The organism is Acinetobacter sp. A3 (assembly GCF_012371415.1).
Classification (GTDB): domain Bacteria; phylum Pseudomonadota; class Gammaproteobacteria; order Pseudomonadales; family Moraxellaceae; genus Acinetobacter.
This window is the reverse complement of the sequence record NZ_JAAZQW010000003.1, coordinates 70,255-95,423: the sequence shown is the minus strand read 5'-3', so window position 1 is coordinate 95,423 and position 25,169 is coordinate 70,255. Positions and strand designations below refer to the sequence as shown.

The following is a 25,169-nucleotide window of genomic DNA, read 5'->3' as shown; positions in this document are numbered from 1 at the left end:
AACTTTTCTAGACATAAATAGCCAGCCAATGCCTACACATATTCAGCTTAAATTTGCCTGAAATATTTAGATCTGCAATTTCCATTTGCTCTAGCGTTGAAGGAGAACTGACACATATTTGATGGTTTTATAGTCAATATTTAGAAAATTCACAAAATCCACATAGTTTTAATAAAACAAAACATTTAATTATTTCATTTTTATTTCAATCACTTAAACTCAAAAAATTACACAAATTAACGCTTGTAACAAAGCGGTAACTCTCCTGTGATTGACGCTGATTTTTTTTCGCCTAGACTGAAAGTTGTAACAAAAAGTTTAACTGTTAACCAGATTCAGAGGGGTACTTTCCATGAAAAAATTAGCAATCGCATCAGCCCTACTTTCAGCTTTGGCTATCACTGGTACTGCGAACGCATACCAAGCTGAAATTGGTGCATCAGCAGCTTATGTCGATCCAGACAACGGTAGTTCAGGCAACGCTTTTGGTGTAGATGGTACTTATTACTTTAACCCTGTACAAACCCGTAATGCGCCTTTAGCTGAAGCAGCCTATCTTGACCGTGCTAGTAATGTTGGTGCATATGCAACATTTGCAGACCGTGGTAATACCGACAGTAATACTTACGGTGCTAATGTAGAAGTATTTGTACCGAATTCTGATTTTTATTTATCGGGTGGTGTAAGCCAAAATGAGCGCGAATCTGTAAATCAATTTGGTCAAAAATATGATTGGGATACAACTTATTATCAAGCAGAAGTCGGTTATTTACCAGCACCAGGCTTGCTAATTGCCGCAGGTCTTAAAGGCTATGACGATGACAACGACGATGGCGTAGACCCAACATTACGTGCCAAATATGTAACTACACTTTCAAATGGTAAAGACATCAACCTTGAAGCAGGTGCTGCATTTGGTGATCTCGATGAATACAATTTGGCAGCAGACTACTACATTGATAAAACCCTAAGTGTAGGTGTGGATTATTACGACAATGATCTTCAAAATACTAACGAGTTTGGTATCAATGCACGTAAATTCTTTACCCCACAAGTGAGCTTAGAAGGCCGTGTAGGCTTTGGTGAAGCTGGTAATGCTGACTACAATAGTTTTGGTGTCGCTGCGAAATATCGCTTCTAAGCTTAAGTCTTATTACTTACTCAAACAGCACTCTTCTTCGGAAGGGTGCTTTTTTATGCACTAAAATAAAGCAGTGAGGCAGAAATTGTGCATTCAAGCAAAAAAATCCGCTCAAATTGAGCGGATTTTTTATTTGGATTACTGCTCCAAGTGCACAATATGCAACTGCAAACTCACATTGCCATTAAACACATTGCGCTCTAATTCATAAACCAAACGCACATTATCCCGCATCGGGTTAAATTCAAATTTATCTTTGGCACCAAACGCAATCGCATCAACCACTTGCCCATTGTCCAATGCCAAACGTAATTTTAAATGGGTGTCCTTCAACCATCTAAAATCGACCACTTTAAACCGTCCTTCAAACACAGGCTGCGGAAATTTCTGCCCCCACGGCGCCAAATGCTGTAATAAATCCACCGTGTGTAAATGAAAAGCCTCTTGTGGCAATTCACCATCTGTCCACAGCACGGCCTGAAATAAATCCGCATCCATTTGCGCAATGATCTGTTCAAAAACCTGTTTAAATTCTGCAAAGTGCGCCTTTTTAATGGTCAAACCTGCCGCCACCGCATGCCCACCAAAATGACTAACCAAGTGTGGATATTGTTCTGCAACCAATTCTATAGTGTCACGTATGTGAATCCCCTCAATTGAACGGGCAGAACCTTTGATATGCTCACCATCTTCATCGGCAGCAAATACAATTGCAGGACGATGAAACTGTTCCTTTAAGCGTCCTGCAACAATCCCAATCACACCTTGGTGCCAATGTTCTTCAAACATAATCAACGCATGCGGTAAATCGCTTTGATCTAACTGCAGCTTTTCCAATTCTGCCAGCGCATCCTGTTTAATTTGCCCTTCAACCTGACGGCGTTCCTGATTCAAAGCATTTAACTGACGCGCCAAAGCATAGGCACTTTGCATATCCGCTGCCAATAAACACTCAATTCCAATGTCCATGGTTTCCATGCGTCCCGCAGCATTAATACGTGGCCCCAAGACAAAACCTAAATCCTGCGCTTTGAGCTGTGCGGGTTCACGTCCTGCCAAGTCCAGCAATGCGCTAATCCCTGGACGACATAAATTCTGCTGTATCCGTTTTAAGCCTGCATCCACCAAAATACGGTTGTTATAATCCAGACTGGCGACATCGGCATAGGTACCCAAAGCCACTAAATCTAAATATTGAGTCAAATTTGCAGCAGGTTTGCCCTGTTTTTTACGCTGACTGGATAAGTTCGCCAAAACGTAAAATGCCACGCCCACTCCCGCCAAAGCTTTACTTGGAAAATCACAGCCCAGTTGATTTGGATTGACCACGGCTTCTGCATTGGGCGTGGCTTTCGTGGTGAGATGATGATCGGTAATGATGACCTGCATCCCCAAAGCTTGAGCACGCTCAACTCCCGTGTGACTGGAAATGCCATTATCTACAGTAATTAATAAATCAGGGGCATAACGCTCAAAAGCCAAATCGGCAATGGCGGGAGTTAAGCCATAACCATATTTAAAGCGGTCAGGCACCAAATACTGTACCTGCGCCCCCATGTCGCGTAAGGCCAACATCATCAATGCGGTACTGGTAGCACCATCGGCATCGTAATCGCCCACAATCACTATTTTTTTCTGCTGATCAATCGCCTGATCCATCAACTGAATTGCCTCAGGCAAACCTTTCATACTTGGGGCAAGCAGATGTTTGAGCTTGAGCTCAAGTTCCTGTTCAGACGTCACCCCACGGCGCGCTAAAATCTGGGCAACAAATGTGGAGACGCCCTGAAAACTTTCAGGGCGTGTTAGTAAAGGTCTTTGTTTTATTTGAATTTTTGACATAGTTTCCAGTAATTTAAGGCATCAAGCGTTGTAACGACCATTCGCCCTCAATTTTTTCATAACGTAAACGGTCATGCAAACGGTTCGGACGACCTTGCCAAAACTCATAATAATCTGGCTGTAAGCGGTAACCGCCCCAGAATACAGGTTTTTGTAATTCTGACTGATCCCCCACTTGAACATGCAAGTCCTGAAAACGTGCCTGTAATTCCTCACGGCTAGCAATCACACCACTTTGCGGGGTACTAATATGCGCAGCAATCTGACTGTCACGTGGGCGTTTGTGATAGTACGCGGTCGACTCTTGCTCATCAATTTTTTCAACATAGCCACTCACCCGAATTTGACGTTCTAGCTCAGGCCAGTAAAACAATAATTCCGCATAAGGATTCGCTGCTAAATCTAGCCCTTTTTGACTGTCATAATTGGTATAAAAGTCATAGCCTGACTCGGTTGCTCCGCGCAGTAATACTGTACGCACATGCGGGCGACCTTGGGCATTGGCGGTGGCCAATGACATGGCATAGGGTTCATGTAATTTAGCCTCTAAAGCATGGTTAAACCAATTCAAAAACTGAATATGCGGATTGGCACTCACCTGCGCTTCCAACAATTCACCTTTTTGGTAACTTAAACGTAATTCACTTAAATCCTTGATTAAATCACTCACGATTTATACCCCTTTAGATTGCATGACGACGTACAGCATCTGCCAAATGTTTTGCCAATGCACTTACTTCTGCCAAATCATCGCCTTCCACCATCACGCGAATCACAGGTTCAGTACCCGATTTACGAATCAATAGACGGCCACGACCTTTGAGCTGCTCAGTTGCACGATCAAATTCTGCAACCAATGCTGGCACCGCATACGGGTCAAACATATTCTCTAAACGTACATTTTCTAGCACATTTGGCAACAGTTTAAAGTCTGCAACCAATTCATCTAGGGCTTTGTTTTGTTCTACCATCACCGTTAATACTTGCAGTGCCGCAATAATGGCATCACCTGTGGTGCTCTTGTCCAAGGTTAGAATATGACCCGATGGTTCGCCACCAATAACCCAGCCATTTTCTTCCAAACCTTGCAGCACATAACGGTCACCGACATTGGCACGCAATAAAGGTACTTGAGCTTTTTCTAAAGCCAACTCCAAGGCCATATTGCTCATCAATGTACCCACAATTCCTGCAGGCTTTTTCGAGCCTTGCGTGGCAAGAATATATAAAATGTGGTCACCATCAATCAGCTTACCATGACGGTCTACCAAAATTACACGGTCTGCATCGCCATCAAAAGCAATCCCCAAATCGGCTTGATGATCCAACACTGCCTTTTGTAAATGCTCAGGATGAGTCGAACCACAATGTTCATTAATATTTAAACCATTCGGTTCATTGTGAATAGCAAAGACTTTGGCACCCAGTTCACGGAATACTGCAGGGCCGACGTTATAGGCTGCACCGTTGGCACAATCGACCACAATGGTCAGGTCATTTAAATCTAAATGATACGGGAAAGTCGATTTACAGAACTCGATATAACGCCCATTGGCATCTTTTACACGAACACTTTTACCCAAGTTGGCTGTGTCTTCAATTTTTAACTCTTGTTGTAATTCTTGGTTAATTTCTTCTTGTAACGTATCTGGAAGTTTTTTCCCTTCGCCTGAGAAAAATTTAATTCCGTTATCAAAATACGGGTTATGTGATGCTGAAATCACAATGCCTAAACTGGCATGCAAAGCACGAGTTAAGTGTGCAATGGCTGGGGTGGGTAATGGGCCCAACAAGTGTACATATACACCTGCGGCATTCAGACCCGCCTGTAATGCTGCTTCTAAAATATAGCCTGAAAGACGTGTATCTTTACCCAATACCACAATTGGTTTATTTTTTTTGGTGTGCTTTTTTAAAACTTTACCTGCTGCAAAACCCAGTTTTAATGCAAATTCAGGTGTAATAGGTAACTCTCCGAACTTCCCTCGAATGCCGTCTGTACCAAAATAACTCATATTGTTCTCACTTCTTAGAGGTGATCTTTATCATCACTTTTTTACTGCAAGTTACTTTACACCAAAAATGAAAAAGCCGTCATATAGATGACGGCTTTTATTTGAAAACGATACTAAAAATTAACCAACACGATAGTTCGGCGCTTCTTTAGTAATCGTCACATCATGCACGTGAGATTCCTGCATACCTGCTGCAGTAATTTTCACGAATTTTGCATTCTGACGTAGGTCTTCAATGGTTGAAGAACCGGTATAACCCATAGATGAACGTAGACCGCCCATCATTTGATGCACAATGTTGCCCATTGGACCTTTATACGGCACACGACCTTCAATACCTTCTGGTACAAGTTTTTCTGCACCTGCTTTAGAGTCTTGGAAATAACGGTCTGCAGAACCTGTTGCACCCGCCATTGCACCCAATGAACCCATGCCACGGTAAGCTTTGTAGTAACGGCCTTGGAAGAATTCAACTTCGCCCGGTGCTTCTTCAGTACCCGCAAGCAATGAACCAACCATAATGGTACTTGCACCTGCGCCAATAGCTTTCGCCATATCGCCAGAGAAGCGAATACCACCATCGGCAATTAATGGAATCTGTTCTTTTAATGCATTGGCAACAGAGTCAATTGCAGAAATTTGCGGCATACCAATACCCGCCACAATACGTGTGGTACAGATTGAACCTGGGCCAATCCCGACTTTTACTGCGTCTGCACCTGCATCTAACAATGCCAAAGCAGCATCACCCGTTGCGATATTACCGCCAATGACTTGAACTTGTGGATAGTTAGCTTTTACCCAACGTACACGTTCAATTACACCTGCAGAGTGACCGTGAGCAGTATCCACCACAATTGCATCAACACCTGCTTCAACCAACGCTTCTACACGGCTTGGTGTTTCTGCACCTGTACCGACTGCAGCACCCACACGTAAACGACCTAAATCATCTTTACAGCTGTTTGGATACAATTCTGCTTTACGGAAATCGGTCACCGTAATTAAGCCCTTAAGCTCTTGATTTTCATTAACAACCAACACTTTTTCAATGCGGTGTTGTTGCAATAAAGCTTGAATATTTTCTTTAGATTCGTCTTCGCGTACAGTCACTAAACGATCTTGGCCAGTCATGATGTTGCTGACAGGTTGTTCAAGGTTTGTTTCAAAACGTGTGTCACGTCCTGTCACAATACCCACTACTTTGCCATCTTTGACCACAGGCACACCGCTGATGTTGTTGGCTTGGGTCAGCGCAATCAATTCACGTACTGTGGTTTCTGGGGTTACGGTAATTGGATCTTTCACCATACCCGCTTCGAATTTTTTCACACGGCGCACTTCGGCAGCTTGCGCTACGATGTCCATGTTTTTATGTAGAATACCAATACCACCGTTTTGCGCCATCGCAATTGCCATACGTGATTCAGTCACTGTATCCATTGCCGCTGAAACAAGCGGAATATTCAGGTCAATGCCGCGCGTAAAACGTGTCTTTAAGGAGACATCTTTTGGGAGAACAGTAGAATAGGCAGGGAGTAATAAGACATCATCGAAGGTTAACGCTTCTTGAACGATGGTCAGCATAACAGTCTCACTGGTAATTTCCGTGAGCCATTATAAACAAATCTGGGCACAAATTTCATTTGTTCTCTAAGAAATATTTTTTATTCTGCCTAACTGGGGTTGTCTGACGGCAAAAAACAGTATTTTTCATCTAAAAATCTGCTCACCCACGCTCAAGCCTTTTTTCTAGCCGCTGTCTGGGTCAATGGAATAGCTTTGATCTTTCATATACCTCATTAAAGCCTCAATAAAAAATGATTAAACGATCCCAACAAAATTTAGTCATTAAAAAAGCAAAGCCGAAGCTTTGCTTATTCAATCTGTTTACTCTAGGCCTTAAACCACTTGATCAAAGTCATCATCATTGACTGGAATCGCAGGTTCAATTTGCACAAATGGAATCATATTATGTGCAAGGCGGGCTTTGTTGCATTGGTCATCGGCAATTTGTACTTCTTTGCAAGAGCTGCTGCGCAATTCATAAATCCCGCAACTGACCTGCTGTCCAACCTCACCTTGTAAAGCAATACAACGTGGCTGACTCTGATTGGTTCCGCACATACATGAATACACTGCTGTCACTGGTTCCGTGTAGTGCTCAGGCATATTCATGCCTTCTGCCCAATAAAATGAAACACGGAAATAAGCGCAACATGCGCCACAGCTTAAGCAGGCATCCTGTGTAGGTACTTGAGACAACATTCGTTAAGTTCTCGCCATCAAAAAAATCGTTTTTGGGCGAAAATCTTAAAAAAAGTTGTTTTTGCACTCAAGTTTTTTTTACGGTTTTTTAGCTTTTTTTGTCACTTATTCAGGACAGCTAAATACGTGCTCATCCATCAAATCGATACCACATTCCAGTGTTTCAATCCAATCAAGGAATTGATTCACCTGCTCTTTGCCCACAAAAGGCGTACCGTGTTGCGGCACAATCATTTCTACGTCCATGCTGCGTACCATATTCACCCAGAGGCGAATCACTTTATTGGAACACATATAGCGCTGATGAAAGCCTTTCATAGTAGGAATATGCGCAGCAAAATCAGTCAATGGAATTGAAGCGTCTTCTACCATCGATGCACCCATATCGCCAGAAAATAAAATTTTAGCAATAGGATCATAAAACTGGAAATTACCGACAGAGTGCAAGAAGTGCGCAGGCACAGCAATAATTTTAGACTCACCCAAATGAATCGCCTGTCCTTCATCTGGTAGCTCCACCAAACGATCTAGCCAGTCGCCTTTCATACGATCACTCATAAAAGATGAGCTTAGGTGCGGCAAGAAACGCGCCCATAATTTTGATGCTACAATTTTTGCTTCAGTATAGACCAACCAACGCGGCATTGAAGTGATGATGTCTGGGTCTTGGTGCGATGCCATGACATAATCAAGATTGGTCAAACGGGTATATTTGTTTAATTCCATGGTCAGTGGCACATAGGTCAGGTCGCCACCTGGGTCTAGCACCGCAGCACGATTATTATCAATAATCAAAAATTGGTTGGCCTGAACACCTTCACCTTTGACCAAACTGGTAAAACTAATACATTTGTGTGTCCCATTATCAAATAAGACCTGCGATGTTGTACGGTCAAATGCCATAACCAAACCCCAATTTTTTCATTTTAAAAATACATTTTCTATGACTGAATAACATATAGCTATTTATGGAAAGTTACAATAAATAAAATAGCTTGGATTATCTGAAATATCAGTGAATTGCATCACAACTTACAAAAATAAATCCCAAGCATTTTGCTCAGGATTTATACACATCCACTGATTCTCTAGAAGAAATAATGCTGTGCCAAGGTCGATACACCAATAATTAAGAAAATCAGTGCGCCAATTTTATGAATTAAAGCAATTGGCAAGCGGGTTGCCAGTTTATTACCAATAAATACCGCAGGCGCATTGGCGAGCATCATACCCAATGTCGTACCCAGCATAACCCAGAAAATGCTGTCATAACGTGCCGCTAAAGCCACCGTGGCAATTTGGGTTTTGTCGCCAATTTCTGCCAAAAAGAACAGCACAAAGGTTGCACCAAACACACCATATTTTTGCCATTTGTTGATACTTTCGGTTTCATCGTCCAACTGGTCTGGAATCAGCATCCAGATGGCCATTGCAATAAAGCCTAAAGATAAAATCCACAACAAGACTTCTGGACTCAGCACAGTGGTAATCCACTGCCCTAACACTGCAGAAAGACCATGGTTAATCAGCGTTGCCAATAAAATGGCAACTAAAATAGGGGCAGGTTTACGAAAGCGGGCTGCGAGTAATAACGCCAGTAACTGGGTTTTATCACCCATTTCAGCTAAAGCGACAATGGCAGTCGAGATGAGGAATTCATACATGATGTTTTTCTCTGGCTAGCACACATACCAATGACCTATCCCTCCTGCTAGCCAAAATCTGCAGAGTGATAAATCAAAGGTCTTGCCAACAAAAGAAAGCTTGAAAAAGCAGACTTGGTTCTTTGCTATGATGACCATGTTCTGTGGAACAAATATGTTGACCATCACCTTTTTACTTGATGCGGTTTAAACCCCGTAAGTAAAAAGCGGCTACTCCCCAATGAAGTAAGCCTATTCTAAACGGAATAGTGTGCTTAAGCAAATGCTGTGCTGACATCAAAGCGAATAAAAATAAGTCACAAAAAACCCTGCCGTAGCAGGGTTTTAAGTAAATTTTTTGACTTGATTTAGAGCAGTAAACTCCGAATATCAGCCAACAACTGAGTCAGTTTATGGGTAAAACGTGCTGCATCGGCACCGTTGATGACACGATGGTCATACGACAATGACAATGGCAACATCAAGCGTGGATCAAAACCTTCACCATTCCAGACAGGCTGCATGGTCGCTGGGGAAATACCCAAAATTGCGACCTGCGGCCAGTTCACCAACGGGGTAAATGCTGTCCCGCCAATCGAACCTAAACTGGTAATGGTAAAGTTTGCACCTTGTAAGTCTTTTGGTGACAATTTTTTATCACGCGCTTTTTGACTAAGTTCACCCAGTTCAATTGCAATTTGTTTAATCGATTTTTGATCTGGATGACGCAGTACAGGTACAGTCAGGCCATCAGGTGTTGCAACCGCAATACCCATATGAATTTCTTTACGCAACAGTACCGACTTTTGATCATCTGCCAAATGCGCAGCGAAATATGGTTCAGCCTTAAGTAAGTGCGCCACAGCTTTGGCAATAAACGCCAAAATGGTCAGGCTGACACCTTCTTTTTTAAAGTTGCCTTTCAATTCACCACGCCATGCTTCCAGCTCGGTAATGTCGGCTAAATCAAATTGTGTGACTTGTGGAATGTAATTGTTTAATGACAGTTGCGGAATTGACACTTGTTGCAAACGTGTCAATGCATGTTCTTCCACACCACCAAAGGCGCTAAAGTCTGGCAGTTTTGGTAGACCTGCCACTTGCGCAGTAGTGGCAACTGGCGCAGCTTGCGGCGCAGTGAGGCGCGCTTTGACATAAGCTTTCAAGTCTTCTTTCATAACCCGCGCATGTGGGCCAGTGGCTTTGACATCGGCCAAAACCACCCCTAACTCACGCGCCAGTTTACGTACCGCAGGGCCTGCATAGACTTTTGCATTGGCTTCGTTTTGTGCTTTGCTGAGCTTGTCCACATTAACAGGTTCAGCTGCCAGCTCTACTTGAGCCGTTGTTACTGTAGCAGGTGTTGGACTTGCTGCAGTCACAGAGGCTGTAGGTGCCTGACGTGCAGAAGCGGTTGCTGTGCTTTGCGTGGTGATACTCACCAAGGCATTGCCCTGTGTAACACTTTGTCCCAATTCCACATGAATGGCTTGAATGACCCCTGCAGTTGTACTAGGGACTTCCACTGTGGCTTTATCTGACTCCACCACAATCAGACTTTGATCTGCACTAACCGTATCACCGACTTGTACCAAAATTTCTGCAACCGTGGCTTTATCTACACCTAAATCAGGTACAGATACATCTACCTGAGCAGATGCTGCTTGTGATGGCGTAGATGCTGTTGAAGCTTCTTCTGCCACCATTTCTGCTTTTGGCGCTTGAGCTGGCTGTGCTTGTGTCGCTGCAGTAGTAGCTACTGTTTTCACAGTGAGAATCACCACACCTTCTTTTACAGTATCCCCAGTAGTCACAGCAATGGCAGTCACTGTACCCGACACAGTACTTGGCACTTCTACTGTGGCTTTATCTGATTCCACCACAATCAGGCTTTGATCTACCTCAATGGCATCGCCCACTTGTACCAAAATTTCACCAACCACCGCTTTTTCCACGCCAATGTCAGGCACTTGCACATCAACTTCTTGCGTGGTTGCAGATGCAGCTGTGCTTGGCGCTTCAGTAGCAACTTGTTCCGTTAGTTCCTCAGCAGTCTGTACTTCAGCTTGTGGGGCAGGTTCTGCAACTACAGAGCTTTGTGCATCGGCTTCGAGTTCAACCAAAACTGCACCTTCGGCAACTTCATCACCCTGCTGCACTAAAATACTTTTGACTACCCCTGCGGCAGTGCTAGGTACTTCCACTGAGGCTTTGTCAGATTCCAGTAAAACAATGCTGTCATCAACTGCAATTGTGTCGCCAACTTTGACCATAATTTCAGCAACTGTGGCTTTATCGACACCAATATCAGGTGTTTGAATTTGCATGATCAGTGCTCCTCTTTGTAGTCAGCAACAGCTTGTACTTCAGGAACCGCTTGCGGTGCCCACGCTACAGGACGGTCGGTATCCAACTCAAAGGTCGAAATCGCATCTTTGACTAAACGCGCATCGACTTCGCCCTCATCTGCTAACTTTTTCAAGGTTGCTACCACAATGTGTGCTGCATCCACACCAAAGTAGCTACGCAAGTTGCCACGGGTATCTGAGCGGCCATATCCATCTGTACCTAAAGCAACGAATGGACGGTTGTCTGGCAAGTAACCACGAATCTGTTCGCTATACGCACGTACATGGTCGGTTGCAGAAACTACAATACCATCTGTACCTCGCAGTTGTTGCGACACCCATGGCTCTTTGCTTTCTTCTGCCAGTGGATGCAAGCGGTTGTATTCTTCACACGCCATACCATCACGTGCCAATTCGTTAAAACTGGTCACACTGTAGACGTTGGCATGAATTTGATACTCTTCACGCAAGATTTTCGCAGCTTTGATCACTTCACGTAAAATCACGCCCGAACCTAGCAATTGAACAGTGGCTTTTTCATCTTCCTGCAGTAAATACATACCACGTTTAATACCTTCTTCAACACCTTGTGGCATTTCAGGATGCTCGTAGTTTTCGTTCATAACGGTTAAGTAATAGAACACACGCTCCTGATTCACATACATACGCTGCAAACCATCATGCACAATCACCGCAAGCTCATAGCCAAAACATGGGTCATAAGACACACAGTTTGGAATGGTGTTGGCTAAAATATGTGAATGACCATCTTGGTGTTGCAAGCCTTCACCATTCAGTGTGGTACGCCCTGCAGTCGCTCCTAACAAGAAGCCTTGAGCCTGTGCATCGCCCGCAGCCCATGCAATATCACCAATACGCTGGAAACCAAACATAGAGTAATACATATACATTGGAATCATAGGCAGGTTATTGGTTGAATAACTGGTGCCTAACGCCGCCCAAGCACTCATCGCACCCGCTTCGTTAATCCCTTCTTGCAGCATGTGACCGTCTTTGGCTTCACGATAATGCATTAACTGTTCTTGGTCTTCAGGGGTATATTTTTGCCCATGTGCGGCATAAATACCCAACTGGCGGAACATCCCTTCTAAACCGAAAGTACGTGCTTCATCAGGAACGATTGGCACCACACGGTCTTTAATGGCTTTTTCTTTCAGCAAAGCAGAAATTAAACGCACCATCACCATCGTCGTAGATTGTTCTTTGCCACCTGAACCCGCCAAGACTGAATCAAAAACGGATAGTGCGGGAATTTCCAAGGCCTCGCTGTCTTTGCGACGTGCAGGCAAATAACCACCTAAAGCCTCACGACGCGCTTTCATGTATTTTAATTCAGGCGAGTTTTCACTTGGACGATAGAACGGCACTTCTTCGAGTTGCTCATCACTAAATGGCAAGTTAAAGCGGTCACGTACATATTTTAAAGAGTCCAACTGCATTTTTTTGATTTGGTGAGTTTTGTTCACCGCTTCAATTTCATCAGACAAGCCATAACCTTTTACCGTTTTGGCTAAAATTACCGTTGGCTGACCTTTGGCCTTACATGCTTCCGCATAAGCCGCAAACACTTTATACGGATCGTGACCACCACGGTTCAGGTTATCAATATCTTCATCGCTTAAATCTTTAACCAGTTCTTTGGCTTCAGGATACTTGCCAAAGAATTTCTCACGTGCGTAGGCACCACCTTTAACTTGTAAGCGCTGATAATCACCATCCACCGCTTCTTCCATAATGGCTCTTAGTGCACCTGAGTCATCTTTATCTAATAAGGCATCCCAATGACGGCCCCAAACCACTTTAATCACGCGCCAGCCCGCACCACGGAATAACGATTCCAACTCTTGAATGATTTTACCGTTACCACGTACAGGGCCATCTAGACGTTGTAAGTTACAGTTCACCACCCAAATCAGGTTATCTAGCTTTTCACGGCCTGCCAGTGAAATTGCGCCCAGACTTTCTGGCTCATCCATTTCACCATCGCCCAAATACGCCCACACCTTACGGTCTTCTTCTTTAATCAAACCACGGTTCATTAAATATTTTTGGATGTGTGCCTGATAAATCGACATGATCGGGCCCAGACCCATCGACACCGTTGGGAACTGCCAATAATCTGGCATTAAATAAGGATGTGGATAGCTCGGTAAACCGTTACCACCCACTTCACGGCGGAAATTATTCAATTGATCTTCGGTTAAACGCCCTTCCAAGAATGAACGTGCATAAATCCCGGGTGCACAGTGACCTTGATAGTAGATCATGTCACCGCCAAAATGGTCGCTGTTAGCACGGAAGAAATGGTTAAAACCGACATCATATAAGGTTGCTGAAGAAGCAAAGCTGGCCAAGTGACCACCTAAATCATCACCTGTTTTATTGGCACGTAACACCATGGCCAACGCATTCCAGCGAATTAACGCACGAATACGGCGTTCCATATCCTGATCGCCTGGCATGGCAGGTTGTTCTTCAACTGAAATGGTATTCAGGTAGGGAGTATTTAATCGCTGAATGGGAACATGCTTTGCAATTGCACGTTGATACAGCTTTTCTAGTAAAAATGCTGCTCGTTCTGTTCCCATGTGTTGTAACACAGCATCAAAGGCGTCTTGCCATTCTTGGGTTTCTTGTGCGTCCGTATCACCATAAAACGCCATAGTTCACTATTCCTAAGCCTAATCGTATGCGTTTATATGTAACATATTTTAGACTTTAGTAGATATGGCTAAACTTAAATGCGCATCTGCCACACTATTTAGCAAATAAATACTGATTGACATTTACTTACACGAGATAACAAAAAGCCGCCAATATAGGCGGTTTTTTATACAATAGTTGCTGCACTGGCTGTTATTATTTTTCTAAGTGATAAGTGAATGGCTAATATTAAATTACTCAGGGCGTAAATACAGCAAAGCATTTTGATTTGTTTTAATAACTCATGCAATGCAGATATTGTTAACTATTTAAACTCTGACTAAACACCAGACCAAATAAAAGCGACTGACGCCGCTTTAATTTAATCCAATTCTGTGTTGGTCTTAGTAATTACTACAAGCCAATCGCTTAAATTAGCGTACCAATTACGGCAACATCGCTAAATAAGTTGAAGGATTTTTGCGCTTGCCATCTTTCACAACTTCATAATGAAGGTGTGGGCCTGTACAACGACCTGTACAGCCAACATTGGCAATATGTTCACCCGCTTCAACACGGTCGCCCACACGTGCAATCAAACGTGAAGCGTGTGCATAACGTGTAAGATAGCCATTGCCATGGTTAATTTCTACATATTGACCATAGCCTGTGCCCCAGCCTGATTTAGTCACAACACCAGGGCCAGTCGCATAAATTGGTGTACCGCTTGGTGCAGCAAGGTCTAAGCCAGAATGGTTTTCAGCACGACCACTCATCACGCGACCGCCATAGTTCGAGCTAACACGTGCATTCGGTAAAGGATGTGACACTAACCACGAATAAGGATTTGAAGAAGCAAAACGGGTGCTGGTATTAGAACCATATTTTTTGGCTAAAGACGCGTTATTTAATTCTGTAGTTTTTTCACGCAGTTTAACCGTCATCTGCGTTTGTGCAGGAACGTCAATATCTTGTGATTCAGTATAAGAACCTTGAGACAAGGTACGTGTTAATTGTTCAATACGGTCAGTTGATGAATTTTGTGAATCTAACTCAACCAAGTCTGCAAATGCAACAGATGCAGCAGAAGCTGCCAGTGAAAACGCTAATAAAATACGGCGTGAATGCATAAAAAAACCTCTTAACTGTTCTTACTTGAAGTTCCTTGTGATCTCTTCCTTGATATCTACTGAAAGGAGCGCATAAGATTAGGGCATAAACATGAAGGAATGATGTATGTCCGAACCTGTGAATCTCTTTCAACAAACAAGAAAACACATAAAAACAGGAAACCTAACGTTTCTCTCAACCCAAGTTGCTGCATGGCAGAAACTTAGCAAACTTATTCAACCTTTACTGCCGCAACCAGAGCAATGGCAGGTGGTTTGTTATCAGCAAGGTGTCTTAACCATTACCGGAACCAATCAGGCAATGGTGAGCCAACTTGGCTATTTGCAAAAGCAATACATTACTCAACTGTCACAACTGCATGAACTTAAAGACTTGCAAAAAATTCAGGTTCGATTGAGAGTTGAATCTCAAACACCCCAAAAGAGTGAAAAGCCTTTAAAAACACTTAGTCCAGAAACTCAAGATATGTTACGAGGTGCTGCTGACTTTGTGAGCGACCCTAAGCTTAGCCAAGCTTTGTTACGTTTGGCAAGCAATAAAAAATAATTGTTTGCAGAAAACTCCAAAAACTCGAATGCAAACTTGTGATTTGTGTCACACTTTCTATTGTTACATTATAACGTTAGCAAGAAAAGACAATGACTTATGTCACTTGGACATAACTGATCGGGCAAGAATTTATGTCATCAAATGTTACAATTTCATAACTACTTGGATCACTCTGAACATTGCGTAATAACTGATTATTTAACGCATGTCCTGATTTATAGCCATCAAACTTGGCAATAATTTGATGCCCAAGCAAATATAAATCCCCTACTGCATCTAAAATTTTATGACGCACAAACTCATCAGAGAAGCGCAAACCTTCTTCATTGACCACGCCAGTATCATCCACCCCAATGGCATTATCTAAACTTGCACCCAAAGCCAAATTATTGGCTTTTAAATAGTCCAAATCTTTCATAAAGCCAAAAGTGCGTGCGCCACTGACTTCATAGACAAAAGTTTCTGTCGAAAAGTCGATGGTGGCTGACTGATATTCTTTTTTAAAGGCAGGGTGATCAAAGTCGATGGTGAAATTGAGCTGAAAACCTTCATGCGGACTAAATACCGCACGTTTATCATCAATTAATGCTTCTACAGGTTTTAAAATTTTGATGAACTTTTTTGCAGCGTCTTGTTCTTTCAAGCCACCCTGCATCAATAAATAGATAAAAGGCCCAGCACTGCCGTCCATAATTGGCACTTCAGAAGCAGAAACTTCAATAATCAGGTTATCAATACCTAAACCCGCAATCGCACTCATCACATGCTCAATGGTGCCGACTTTGGCATCTTCTTGAACCAAATTCGAGCACATGAATGCTTCCTGAATCAGCATGGCATTGGCTGGAATATCCACAGGTGGGTTTAAATCGATACGACGAAACACAATTCCCCCATCGGCATGATGCGGCACAAAGTTGATCAAAACTTTTTGACCACTGTGCAGACCAATACCGCTCGCCTTGACGACACGTTGTAGGGTACGTTGTTTCAGCATGTTCTCAATTCATCTAAATTTTAAAACCGCTATACGTTAGCATATTTAGCCATTGATAAAAAACAAAAAAGGCAGTTTAAAACTGCCTTTTCCCGATCATACAATTAAATTGATGATCTTGGCTTATTTACGCTGCTGATTTTTCAAATAGTCTTGAATACTCATTGGCGTTGGGCGTGCAGCACCCGAAGTACTGGTTGCGCTGATCGGCGCAGCATCTGCTTGTTGGCGCTGAATGGCAGGCACATCATCTTCTTCTACTGCTGCGGCAGGAGCTGCAGCTGCAGTTTGAGTCACAGTGCGTTTCGCTGGCTCTGGCGTATCGCCTGTATTACGAGCCAAACCTGTAGCAATCACAGTCACGCTAATTTCGTCACGTGCATCTGGATCAAACACAGTGCCATAGAACACTTGAGTTTGCTCAGTATCTGAAAGCTGATGAATCACATCCATGATCTCTTCGATTTCACCGAAGGTCACGTCTTCACCACCTGTGACGTTAATTAACAAGCCTTTGGCATTGGCAATCGTCACGCTGTCTAACAATGGACTGCGAATCGCTTGTTCAGCTGCTTGACGAGCACGGTTTTCACCACGACCAGAACCCACACCCATCATGGCATAACCACGTGTACTCATTGCAGTTTTCAAGTCTGCAAAGTCAAGGTTGATGTGACCAGGACGTACCACCAAATCAAAAATACTGCGCACACCGTTCAGTAAAACGTCATCGGCTTTTTTATACGCATCTTTCATGGAAATGTCGCGATAAACTTTCATTAAACGCTGGTTTGGAATAATGATTAACGAGTCGACATATTGTTCTAAAGCGGCAATACCCTTTTCGGCAGACAGCAAACGGCGTTTACCTTCAAAATTGAACGGTGTTGTGACCACACCAACAGTCAAAATACCCATTTCTTTCGCAATTTCAGCCACGACAGGGGCAGCACCTGTACCTGTACCGCCACCCATACCTGCGGTCACAAATACCATATCTGTGCCTTCAAGTTGTTGGCAGATCAGTTCACGGCTTTCTTCTGCTGCAGTTTGCCCCACTTGAGGATCGCCGCCCGCACCTAAACCACGCGTGCTTTGCTCACCCAACTGGATTTTAAACTGCGAATTCATACGATCTAGTGCTTGTTTGTCAGTGTTAGCACAAACAAATTTTACACCCTGAATATCGGACTCCAGCATGTGTTGCACAGCATTACCGCCTGCACCACCTACACCAAACACAGTGAAACGGGCTTGACCGTTGCTATCGGTTTGATCATCTTCAAAAAATTCAAATGAGGCCATGACCTTTAGATTTCCTAATACATAATAATTGGCAGTCACTTAAGCCCGTATACTGCCTTGATCTTCATAAAAAATTATTTTTAAGAATGCTGTTCAACTTCTGGCTTGTCAAGTACAAGCGATGATCCGTACAACTTCCTAACAATATTCCCAAAAAACTCAACTTAAAAAATCGATTTTAACTTTTCGTTTAACCCTGACCACGCACGTCCCACACGCCCCCACACCGATAAGGTTTCAGGGTCTTCATGTTCAACAATCGTGTCATGGGTATAATTTTGACTATAAAGCAACAACCCTGCTGCAGTCGCATATTGCGAACGACGTAAAGCGGCTTGATGCGGTTCATCTGCATACACTTGTGCAGGATGGTTACCCAAATGTGCAGACACGCCCAACATACGGCGTACCAAACTGATCATGCCTTCAATTTGTGCAGCATCACCTGCCAATACCACACCATGATATAAACCATGGATAGCACCACTTTTTTCCAGTTCCTGACGAATTTGTGTAAAAATTTCTTCGTAACGCGCAATAATAATTTCGGTCAGTTCAATCCGACTAATGGTTTGAGGCCCATCAATACCCTGAATCTGAATCATGTGATCAGGCTTGACCACTTTCATATCAACACAGCCGTGCAATAATTTGATACGTTCAGCTTCTTCTGTCGTGGTTTGCAATACAGCCGCAATATCACGAGTCACGTGTTCACCACCACGCTGCAAAGTGTGTGCCAACGCTAGACGACCATCTAAATAAACCGCCATGCTGGTGGTACCTGCGCCTAAATCGACCAGACACACACCATATTCTTTTTCATCTTTCAGCAAACTGGCTTCTGCGGTTGCCAAATTAGACACCACCATTTTTTCGACACCAATATTGGCCCCTTTTAAGGCACGGTCTAAATTCTGCATGGTGCTAATAGGCAACATCATTAACTGATAATGCCCCGTCATGCTATGTGCCGACATACGAATCGGGTTTTGTACCCATTCGCCAGAATCGTCTAAATCGAAACCAAGCGGCACTGCGCTCACCAAATAATGGTCTGAGGTGAGATGACTGGCTTTGGCTAAATCTAAAGCACGCACCACTTCACTGGTGGTAATCATGTGCTCACTGTTTTCAATTGAAGTGCGACCAGAGGCATAAAAGCTTTTGAGTTCTGCACTTGGAATAGAAATCCATGCCGAATGCACACGACATTCAGCCATATCTTCTGCTTCCTGCACAGCATTTTTAATAGCCGTGATGACTTTATCAAGACTGACAATTTTGCCTTTATTCATGCCGCGGTTACGCGCAGTCGCCATACCAATCACTTGGATATTGTCTGGCGCATGAACCTTACCAATCAAAACTGAAACTTTGTGCGTCCCAATGTCAATCGCAACAACCGAGGGAACAGCTTCACTCATTTATTTACTACCATTACCAGTATGTTTAATTTATGGCTTAATGCCTCTATTTTTTTAAAGCCCAATATTATGGCTTTGCTCTTATTCCCTCTGCAATACTTGTGTCATCAATCGTTACAACAAAGTGACCATTTGCAATTTTAGGTGCAATGGAGTTTTTCCACTGAATGGCTAAACCATTGCGATAACGCAAGTCAATAGCCGAGATTTTAGACCATACAGGTTTTAAATCACTTTGTGCAAGATGCCCCAAACGTTGCAGCTTACTCATGGTTTGATCTTTATCTACAATAACACGTAGACCTGAATCAAACTGCATAAACCACGTCATACGCTCTGTTAAATATAGTTCTTTTAAACGATCGTTAACGGGTAAGAATAATTGGTTAATTTCATTATAACGGCGCATCATCATTTGAGACTGATGCGCTGGGCCGTGTAATAACGGCAAATGTTGATTATTTTGTGGTGTGACTTCGCTAAACACCTCACCACTGTCACTTAGTAAACGCCCTGTACCCCAACGTGCAATGGCGTGACGAGGCATCACCCGCACCCGAATTGCATTTGGCCAAGCACGGGAAACCACCACCCGATCTACCCAAGACAACTCTAAAGTGGTGTCACGAATTTGCTCTAGGTCAGAGGTAAAGTAGTTCTTTTTCATGACAGGGTTAACATGGGTCATGACCTGACGATGTTCTGCATCTGAACGCGTACCCACCACATCCAGCTTGGCAATTTGAGCATCGGTCATCACCGTGTATAACGCATAAGCGCCAACAGCCAATACCAGCATCGCCACAAACAGCATTACCCAGCCACCAAAATTGATCAGCTTTTCTTTGGCTGTCGGTGGCTTATCATGAATTGAGGTAATTGCTGCCCGTTTACGGCGCAAAGATGCTGGAAGTTGAGCCATACTTAGTGCGCTTCACCTGTAAGGGTTTGTGCCAAAATCGCCACACAGAGCTCATCAAAACTATAGCCCACTGCATTTGCAGCTTTTGGCACTAAAGAATGACTGGTCATGCCTGGCACAGTATTGACTTCCAATAACCAGAAATTGCCCTGCTCATCTTGCATGGCATCAATACGGCCCCAGCCGCTTGCACCCACAGCCTGAAAAGCACGTAAAGCCAATGCCTGTAACTGTTGTTCTTCTGCGGCACTTAAACCACATGGAATACCATATTGCACATCGTTACGCTGATATTTAGCTTCATAGTCGTAGAACGCCACATCTTTCGGTGGCTCTAAACGAATAATTGGCAAGGCCTGACCATTCAGTAACACAATGGTAAATTCACGCCCTGTAATCCATTTTTCTGCCATGACCACGGCATCGTGTGCAGTCGCTTTGGCTACCGCTTCGGCAAAGTCTTCCATTTTTTCAACTTTGCTCATGCCAATGCTTGAACCTTCATGCACAGGCTTAATAATCAGTGGCAAACCTAGAGCTGCGACCACCTCTTCAATATTAGAATCTTTGCTAACAATACGATAAGGTGCCGTTGGCAAGTCCGAACCTTGCCAAATTTGCTTGGTTTTGACTTTGTCCATGCCAATGGCTGAACCTTGCACACCTGTGCCCGTGTATGGAATATTCAACCACTCCAGTACACCCTGAATTTGACCATCTTCACCACCACGCCCATGTAACACAATAAAGGCACGGTCATAATTGACCAATTCCGTCACACTACGTGACTGAGGATCAAAGGCTTCTGCTTGAACCCCTGAACGTAGCAGTGCTTCGAGTACCGCTTGCCCGCTGTCTAGAGAAACCTCACGTTCAGCAGATTTTCCACCCAATAACACGGCAACTTTGCCGAACTTTGAAGCATTTGACACGTTTATATCCTTAAACTTTAAAACTGGTCGATCAAATTCAAAATCACACGCTGTGATTATTTTAAATACAGATGATTTTGTGCAAGTTCGATTGAAATTGCCCCAACATTACCTGCACCCTGAGTCAATAACAAGTCATTGGCTTGTAACACTTGTTTCACAATATTCGGTAAATTGCCATCGTGTGGATCGACCAAAATTGGCTCGACCTGACCACGTAAACGAATGCTGCGCGCCAAAGTACGGCTATCTGCACCTACAATTGGTTTTTCACCCGCAGGATAAACATCCAGCAACAATAATTGATCGACTTGCGACAACACTTCTACAAAGTCATCAAAACAGTCACGGGTACGGCTAAAACGGTGTGGCTGGAATAACATCACCAAACGACGGTCAGGATGACTTTGACGTGCCGCTTTAATGGTTGCTTCAACCTCTTTCGGGTGGTGTCCATAGTCATCCACCAATTTCACATTGCCGCCTTCTACGGCAAATTCACCTTGAACTTGGAAGCGACGACCTACACCGCTAAAGCCTTCTAAGGCGCGGCAAATTGCACCATCAGAAACGCCTTCATCGGTCGCGATCCCAATTGCTGCCAAGGCATTCAGTACGTTGTGTAAACCAGGCTGATTCACCGTTACACGTAATGGCTCACGGTCTTTACGCAAAACAGTAAAGTGAGTGCGCATACCGTCCTGATCAACATCAATGGCACGAATGTCGTTGTCTTCGTTAAAACCATAGGTCAATACTGGGCGGCCAATACGCGGCATAATTTCGCGAATGTTGGCATCATCACCACACACCACTGCCAAGCCGTAGAATGGCAGTTTATGTAAGAATTGAATAAAAGTATCTTTTAAAGTATCAAAACTACCGCCATAGGTGTCCATGTGGTCAGCATCAATATTGGTCACCACAGCCGCCATAGGTTCTAGGAATAAGAATGAGGCATCTGATTCGTCAGCTTCAGCCACGATATAACGGCTAGCACCAAGTGCCGCATTCACACCCGTACGGTTCAGCAAACCACCAATCACATAAGTTGGATCCATATTTTCTTCGGCCAACATACAGGTAATTAAACTGGTCGTGGTGGTTTTACCATGCGTTCCCGCAACAGCGATACCATGACGATAGCGCATCAACTCACCCAGCATTTCGGCACGACGCACCACAGGAATACGGGTATCAATTGCGGCTTTAATTTCAGGGTTTTCTGGGTCAATTGCAGTAGAAACCACCAAAACATTGGCACCTTTAATATTTTCTGCCGCATGCCCAATATAGACCTTGATACCATTTTCTTCTAATTGTGCTGTGGTTTTGGATGCCTTGATGTCTGAACCCGACACTTTATAGCCTTGGTTCTTCAAGACTTCGGCAATACCACACATCCCCGCGCCACCAATACCCACAAAATGAATGTGTTTGATACGGCGCATTTCAGGCACTTTAATTAATTTTTTCGCTTGGTCAGCGGGTGTAGATGGAGACATATTTTACTCGAACAATGCTTGAATTAAATGAACCACCTGTTGGGTTGCATCAGGTTGTGCCTGCTGACGGGCTTTGACCGCCATTTCAGATAACAATTGACGATTCATCAACGGGGTTAATAAGGCAGTTAAACTTTCAGGCGTCATACTGGCCTGCGGACAAATTTTGGCAGCACCAAGATCGGCTAAAAACTTGGCGTTTGCAGTTTGGTGGTCATCCACTGCGCTTGGCAAAGGTACAAATACAGCCGCAACACCCGCAGTCGCAACCTCAGTCACGGTCAACGCACCAGCACGACAAATAATTAAATCGGCATCACTGTAGGCTTGTGCCATATCTTCAATAAAGGGCTGTACATTGACCTGCAAGCTGTCTGGCTTATGCGCATAACGCGCCTGCGTCGCTTCGGCATGGTTTTGACCACACTGATGATACACATCTAAAGGTAGATTCAGCTGTTTTAAAGCTTCAGGCACACACTCATTTAAGGCTTGTGCACCGAGTGAACCGCCCACAATTAAAATACGAATAGGCAAGCCTGCTTTTTCACGTTCCTGATAACGCCATGCAGGGCTTAGCGTTGCCGTAATTTCTGCTCGTACAGGGTTACCTGTAGTGACAATTTTTTCACTGCTCGGGAACGTATTTGGGAAAGCCTGACATACGGTTTTTGCCACACGTGCTAACTGAGTATTGGTAAAACCTGCGACCGCATTTTGCTCATGGATAATCACAGGAATACCCAAGGCACGAGCAGCCAAGCCACCTGGCCCTGCCACGTAGCCACCAAAGCCTGCAACAGCATCGACATTTAATTGTTTCATGTAACGCATGGCGCTCAATGTTGCACCTAAAATTTTAAATGGTGCGGCCAGTTTACGAATCAGACCATTACCACGCACACCCTGAATATTAATTTGGTAAATTGGAATATTGTGGTTTTGAAGCAGGCGATTTTCCATGCCCGTTGGCGTTGCCAACCATGACACTTGAATCCCTTGTTGCTGTAATTGTTTTGCGACGGCCAGCGCTGGAAAAACATGTCCACCTGTACCTGCGGCCATCATCATGACATGTTTAGGCTGTTGTTGCTGTGCGTCAGTCACGGTTTAATTCTTCAACTCAAAATAAGGCAAATAAAAATCTTGTATAAGGCCTCAATTGTAATCACAAACGCATAGGCTTGAAAGGATATTTACTTTTTTTCACCAAGTGCTTGATTGTTTTTTTCTACAGTTTTTCAAGTTTAAACTAGTTTTATTATTAATCTACGGAAAATGTTAAATTTTATTCAGTTTCAGATGATTTATTTGACCTATTTTACAAAGTATAAGTGTGCGTTTTTGTATCTTTCATTCTAAAAACAAAGCGCCCTAAAATTAGAGCGCTATTGTCTGAACTTTCTTAGCCTGATTTGACTCACACTTTTTTATAGCCTCATTCGGCACATGAACCTGCAATGTAATCAGTCAAAGCATAGACTCTCGTTTAACTGTTACGACCTGCTTCGAGTACGGCAAATAAATCATCGGCTATAGATGTGCCAAACTGTGCGTCAATTTCACGAATACAGGTTGGACTGGTCACGTTAATTTCAGTGACATAGTTGCCAATCACATCTAGTCCGACAAAAACCAGACCTTTTTCGCATAAGTATGGCCCGACTTTGGCTGCAATGGCCTTATCATTTTCAGTCAATGGACGTGCTTCACCTAAACCGCCTGCAGCTAAATTGCCACGCACTTCACCATTTTGCGGGATACGCGCCAAGCAATAAGGCACAGGTTCGCCATTGATCATGAGGATGCGTTTATCACCATCCACAATTTCAGGAATATAACGCTGCGCCATGATCGGCTGTGTGCCATTGTTAGTTAAAATTTCAATGGTTGAGCCAATATTGACCCCATCTTGGTATAAACGGAAAATCCCCATGCCGCCCATGCCGTCTAGCGGTTTGACAATTACATCGCCATGTTGCTGAATAAATTCACGAATCAGGCTTTGTTGTGAAGTGACCAAGGTCGGAACTTGTAGCTCAGGGAATTGGGTCGCAAACAGTTTTTCGTTACAGTCACGCAGGCTTTGTGGCTTGTTGATGATCCATGCGCCCTCTCGCTCGGCTTGCTCTAAAATATACGTGGTGTAGACGAAATTCATGTCAAAAGGTGGGTCTTTACGCATAAGAATCACATCATAATCTGCCAAGGATTCTTTGCGTTTTTCGCCCAATTCGTAATAATGGTTATAGTCTTCAAAGACTTTGAGCGGTGCAATGAGGCCAAATGCCTTGCCCTGATCAATATATAAGTCTTGCTGTAATGCATAGCCCAAGGTATGCCCACGACGTGAAGCAGCCCATAGCATTGCCATAGTGGAATCTTTTTTCAGATTAACTGTTTCAATGGGATCCATCACCACAAGTACGCGCATATTTCGGTGCTCTTTTGAAGAATTGAATAAGCAAAAGTATAGCGGA

General features: G+C 43.7%; 20 protein-coding genes and 1 riboswitch. Of the genes, 2 read left to right on the top strand and 18 right to left on the bottom strand.

Going from position 1 to position 25,169, the window contains the following annotated elements; translation table 11 throughout:
- Positions 1–352 precede the first annotated feature (352 nt).
- Positions 353–1,141, top strand: a complete 789-nt coding sequence (locus HHA42_RS02420) for a putative porin (RefSeq protein WP_168369919.1) — start codon at positions 353–355, stop codon at positions 1,139–1,141.
- A gap of 138 nt (positions 1,142–1,279) precedes the next feature.
- Here the strand turns inward: HHA42_RS02420 and recJ are convergent, their stop codons facing one another.
- The 10 genes from recJ to HHA42_RS02370 all read right to left on the bottom strand — a co-directional run bounded on the left by recJ (position 1,280) and on the right by HHA42_RS02370 (position 15,051).
- The gene (gene recJ / locus HHA42_RS02415) at positions 1,280–2,983 is read right to left on the bottom strand and encodes a single-stranded-DNA-specific exonuclease RecJ (RefSeq protein ID WP_168525333.1); all 1,704 of its coding nucleotides are present in this window, start codon (positions 2,981–2,983) and stop codon (positions 1,280–1,282) included.
- A gap of 13 nt (positions 2,984–2,996) precedes the next feature.
- On the bottom strand, positions 2,997–3,653 hold the full coding sequence (gene pdxH, locus HHA42_RS02410) for a pyridoxamine 5'-phosphate oxidase (protein WP_168525331.1): 657 nt from the start codon (positions 3,651–3,653) through the stop codon (positions 2,997–2,999).
- 13 nt (positions 3,654–3,666) lie between these two features.
- Positions 3,667–4,998: a phosphoglucosamine mutase gene (gene glmM, locus HHA42_RS02405; RefSeq protein ID WP_168525329.1), complete on the bottom strand. Its 1,332-nt coding sequence runs from the start codon at positions 4,996–4,998 to the stop codon at positions 3,667–3,669.
- A 120-nt stretch (positions 4,999–5,118) separates the two neighbouring features.
- Complete coding sequence (gene guaB, locus HHA42_RS02400) at positions 5,119–6,585, bottom strand: IMP dehydrogenase (protein WP_168417708.1); 1,467 nt, start codon at positions 6,583–6,585, stop codon at positions 5,119–5,121.
- A gap of 315 nt (positions 6,586–6,900) precedes the next feature.
- Complete coding sequence (locus tag HHA42_RS02395) at positions 6,901–7,266, bottom strand: YkgJ family cysteine cluster protein (RefSeq protein WP_168417707.1); 366 nt, start codon at positions 7,264–7,266, stop codon at positions 6,901–6,903.
- Between the two features lie 105 nt (positions 7,267–7,371).
- Positions 7,372–8,169, bottom strand: a complete 798-nt coding sequence (locus HHA42_RS02390) for an MBL fold metallo-hydrolase (RefSeq protein ID WP_168525327.1) — start codon at positions 8,167–8,169, stop codon at positions 7,372–7,374.
- 185 nt (positions 8,170–8,354) lie between these two features.
- Complete coding sequence (locus HHA42_RS02385) at positions 8,355–8,930, bottom strand: TMEM165/GDT1 family protein (protein WP_136144497.1); 576 nt, start codon at positions 8,928–8,930, stop codon at positions 8,355–8,357.
- A gap of 72 nt (positions 8,931–9,002) precedes the next feature.
- A riboswitch (yybP-ykoY riboswitch) is annotated at positions 9,003–9,161 on the bottom strand.
- 116 nt (positions 9,162–9,277) lie between these two features.
- Positions 9,278–11,236: a 2-oxo acid dehydrogenase subunit E2 gene (locus tag HHA42_RS02380; RefSeq protein ID WP_168525325.1), complete on the bottom strand. Its 1,959-nt coding sequence runs from the start codon at positions 11,234–11,236 to the stop codon at positions 9,278–9,280.
- A 2-nt stretch (positions 11,237–11,238) separates the two neighbouring features.
- Positions 11,239–13,941: a pyruvate dehydrogenase (acetyl-transferring), homodimeric type gene (gene aceE, locus HHA42_RS02375; RefSeq protein ID WP_168417704.1), complete on the bottom strand. Its 2,703-nt coding sequence runs from the start codon at positions 13,939–13,941 to the stop codon at positions 11,239–11,241.
- A gap of 426 nt (positions 13,942–14,367) precedes the next feature.
- Complete coding sequence (locus HHA42_RS02370) at positions 14,368–15,051, bottom strand: M23 family metallopeptidase (RefSeq protein WP_168417703.1); 684 nt, start codon at positions 15,049–15,051, stop codon at positions 14,368–14,370.
- 106 nt (positions 15,052–15,157) lie between these two features.
- On the opposite strand from HHA42_RS02370, the gene HHA42_RS02365 reads away from it, so the two are divergent.
- Positions 15,158–15,598, top strand: a complete 441-nt coding sequence (locus HHA42_RS02365) for a DciA family protein (RefSeq protein ID WP_168417702.1) — start codon at positions 15,158–15,160, stop codon at positions 15,596–15,598.
- A 97-nt stretch (positions 15,599–15,695) separates the two neighbouring features.
- Here HHA42_RS02365 and lpxC read toward each other — a convergent pair whose 3' ends face one another.
- From lpxC to gshB, 8 genes are all read right to left on the bottom strand, one after another.
- Positions 15,696–16,598, bottom strand: a complete 903-nt coding sequence (gene lpxC, locus HHA42_RS02360) for a UDP-3-O-acyl-N-acetylglucosamine deacetylase (RefSeq protein ID WP_168460517.1) — start codon at positions 16,596–16,598, stop codon at positions 15,696–15,698.
- A gap of 123 nt (positions 16,599–16,721) precedes the next feature.
- Entirely contained in the window at positions 16,722–17,903 is a 1,182-nt protein-coding gene (ftsZ, locus tag HHA42_RS02355; RefSeq protein WP_168417700.1) for a cell division protein FtsZ, read from the bottom strand.
- A 164-nt stretch (positions 17,904–18,067) separates the two neighbouring features.
- Positions 18,068–19,330 (bottom strand): cell division protein FtsA, encoded by a 1,263-nt coding sequence (gene ftsA / locus HHA42_RS02350; protein WP_168460515.1) that lies wholly within the window; start codon positions 19,328–19,330, stop codon positions 18,068–18,070.
- Between the two features lie 67 nt (positions 19,331–19,397).
- Positions 19,398–20,252, bottom strand: coding sequence for a cell division protein FtsQ/DivIB (locus HHA42_RS02345; protein WP_168417698.1), 855 nt, complete (start codon positions 20,250–20,252; stop codon positions 19,398–19,400).
- Between the two features lie 2 nt (positions 20,253–20,254).
- Positions 20,255–21,184: a D-alanine--D-alanine ligase gene (locus tag HHA42_RS02340; protein WP_168417697.1), complete on the bottom strand. Its 930-nt coding sequence runs from the start codon at positions 21,182–21,184 to the stop codon at positions 20,255–20,257.
- A 56-nt stretch (positions 21,185–21,240) separates the two neighbouring features.
- Positions 21,241–22,689, bottom strand: coding sequence for a UDP-N-acetylmuramate--L-alanine ligase (murC, locus tag HHA42_RS02335; protein WP_168525323.1), 1,449 nt, complete (start codon positions 22,687–22,689; stop codon positions 21,241–21,243).
- A 3-nt stretch (positions 22,690–22,692) separates the two neighbouring features.
- On the bottom strand, positions 22,693–23,796 hold the full coding sequence (gene murG, locus HHA42_RS02330) for an undecaprenyldiphospho-muramoylpentapeptide beta-N-acetylglucosaminyltransferase (RefSeq protein WP_168525321.1): 1,104 nt from the start codon (positions 23,794–23,796) through the stop codon (positions 22,693–22,695).
- A 382-nt stretch (positions 23,797–24,178) separates the two neighbouring features.
- On the bottom strand, positions 24,179–25,123 hold the full coding sequence (gene gshB / locus HHA42_RS02325) for a glutathione synthase (protein ID WP_168525319.1): 945 nt from the start codon (positions 25,121–25,123) through the stop codon (positions 24,179–24,181).
- Between the last annotated feature and the right edge of the window lie 46 nt (positions 25,124–25,169).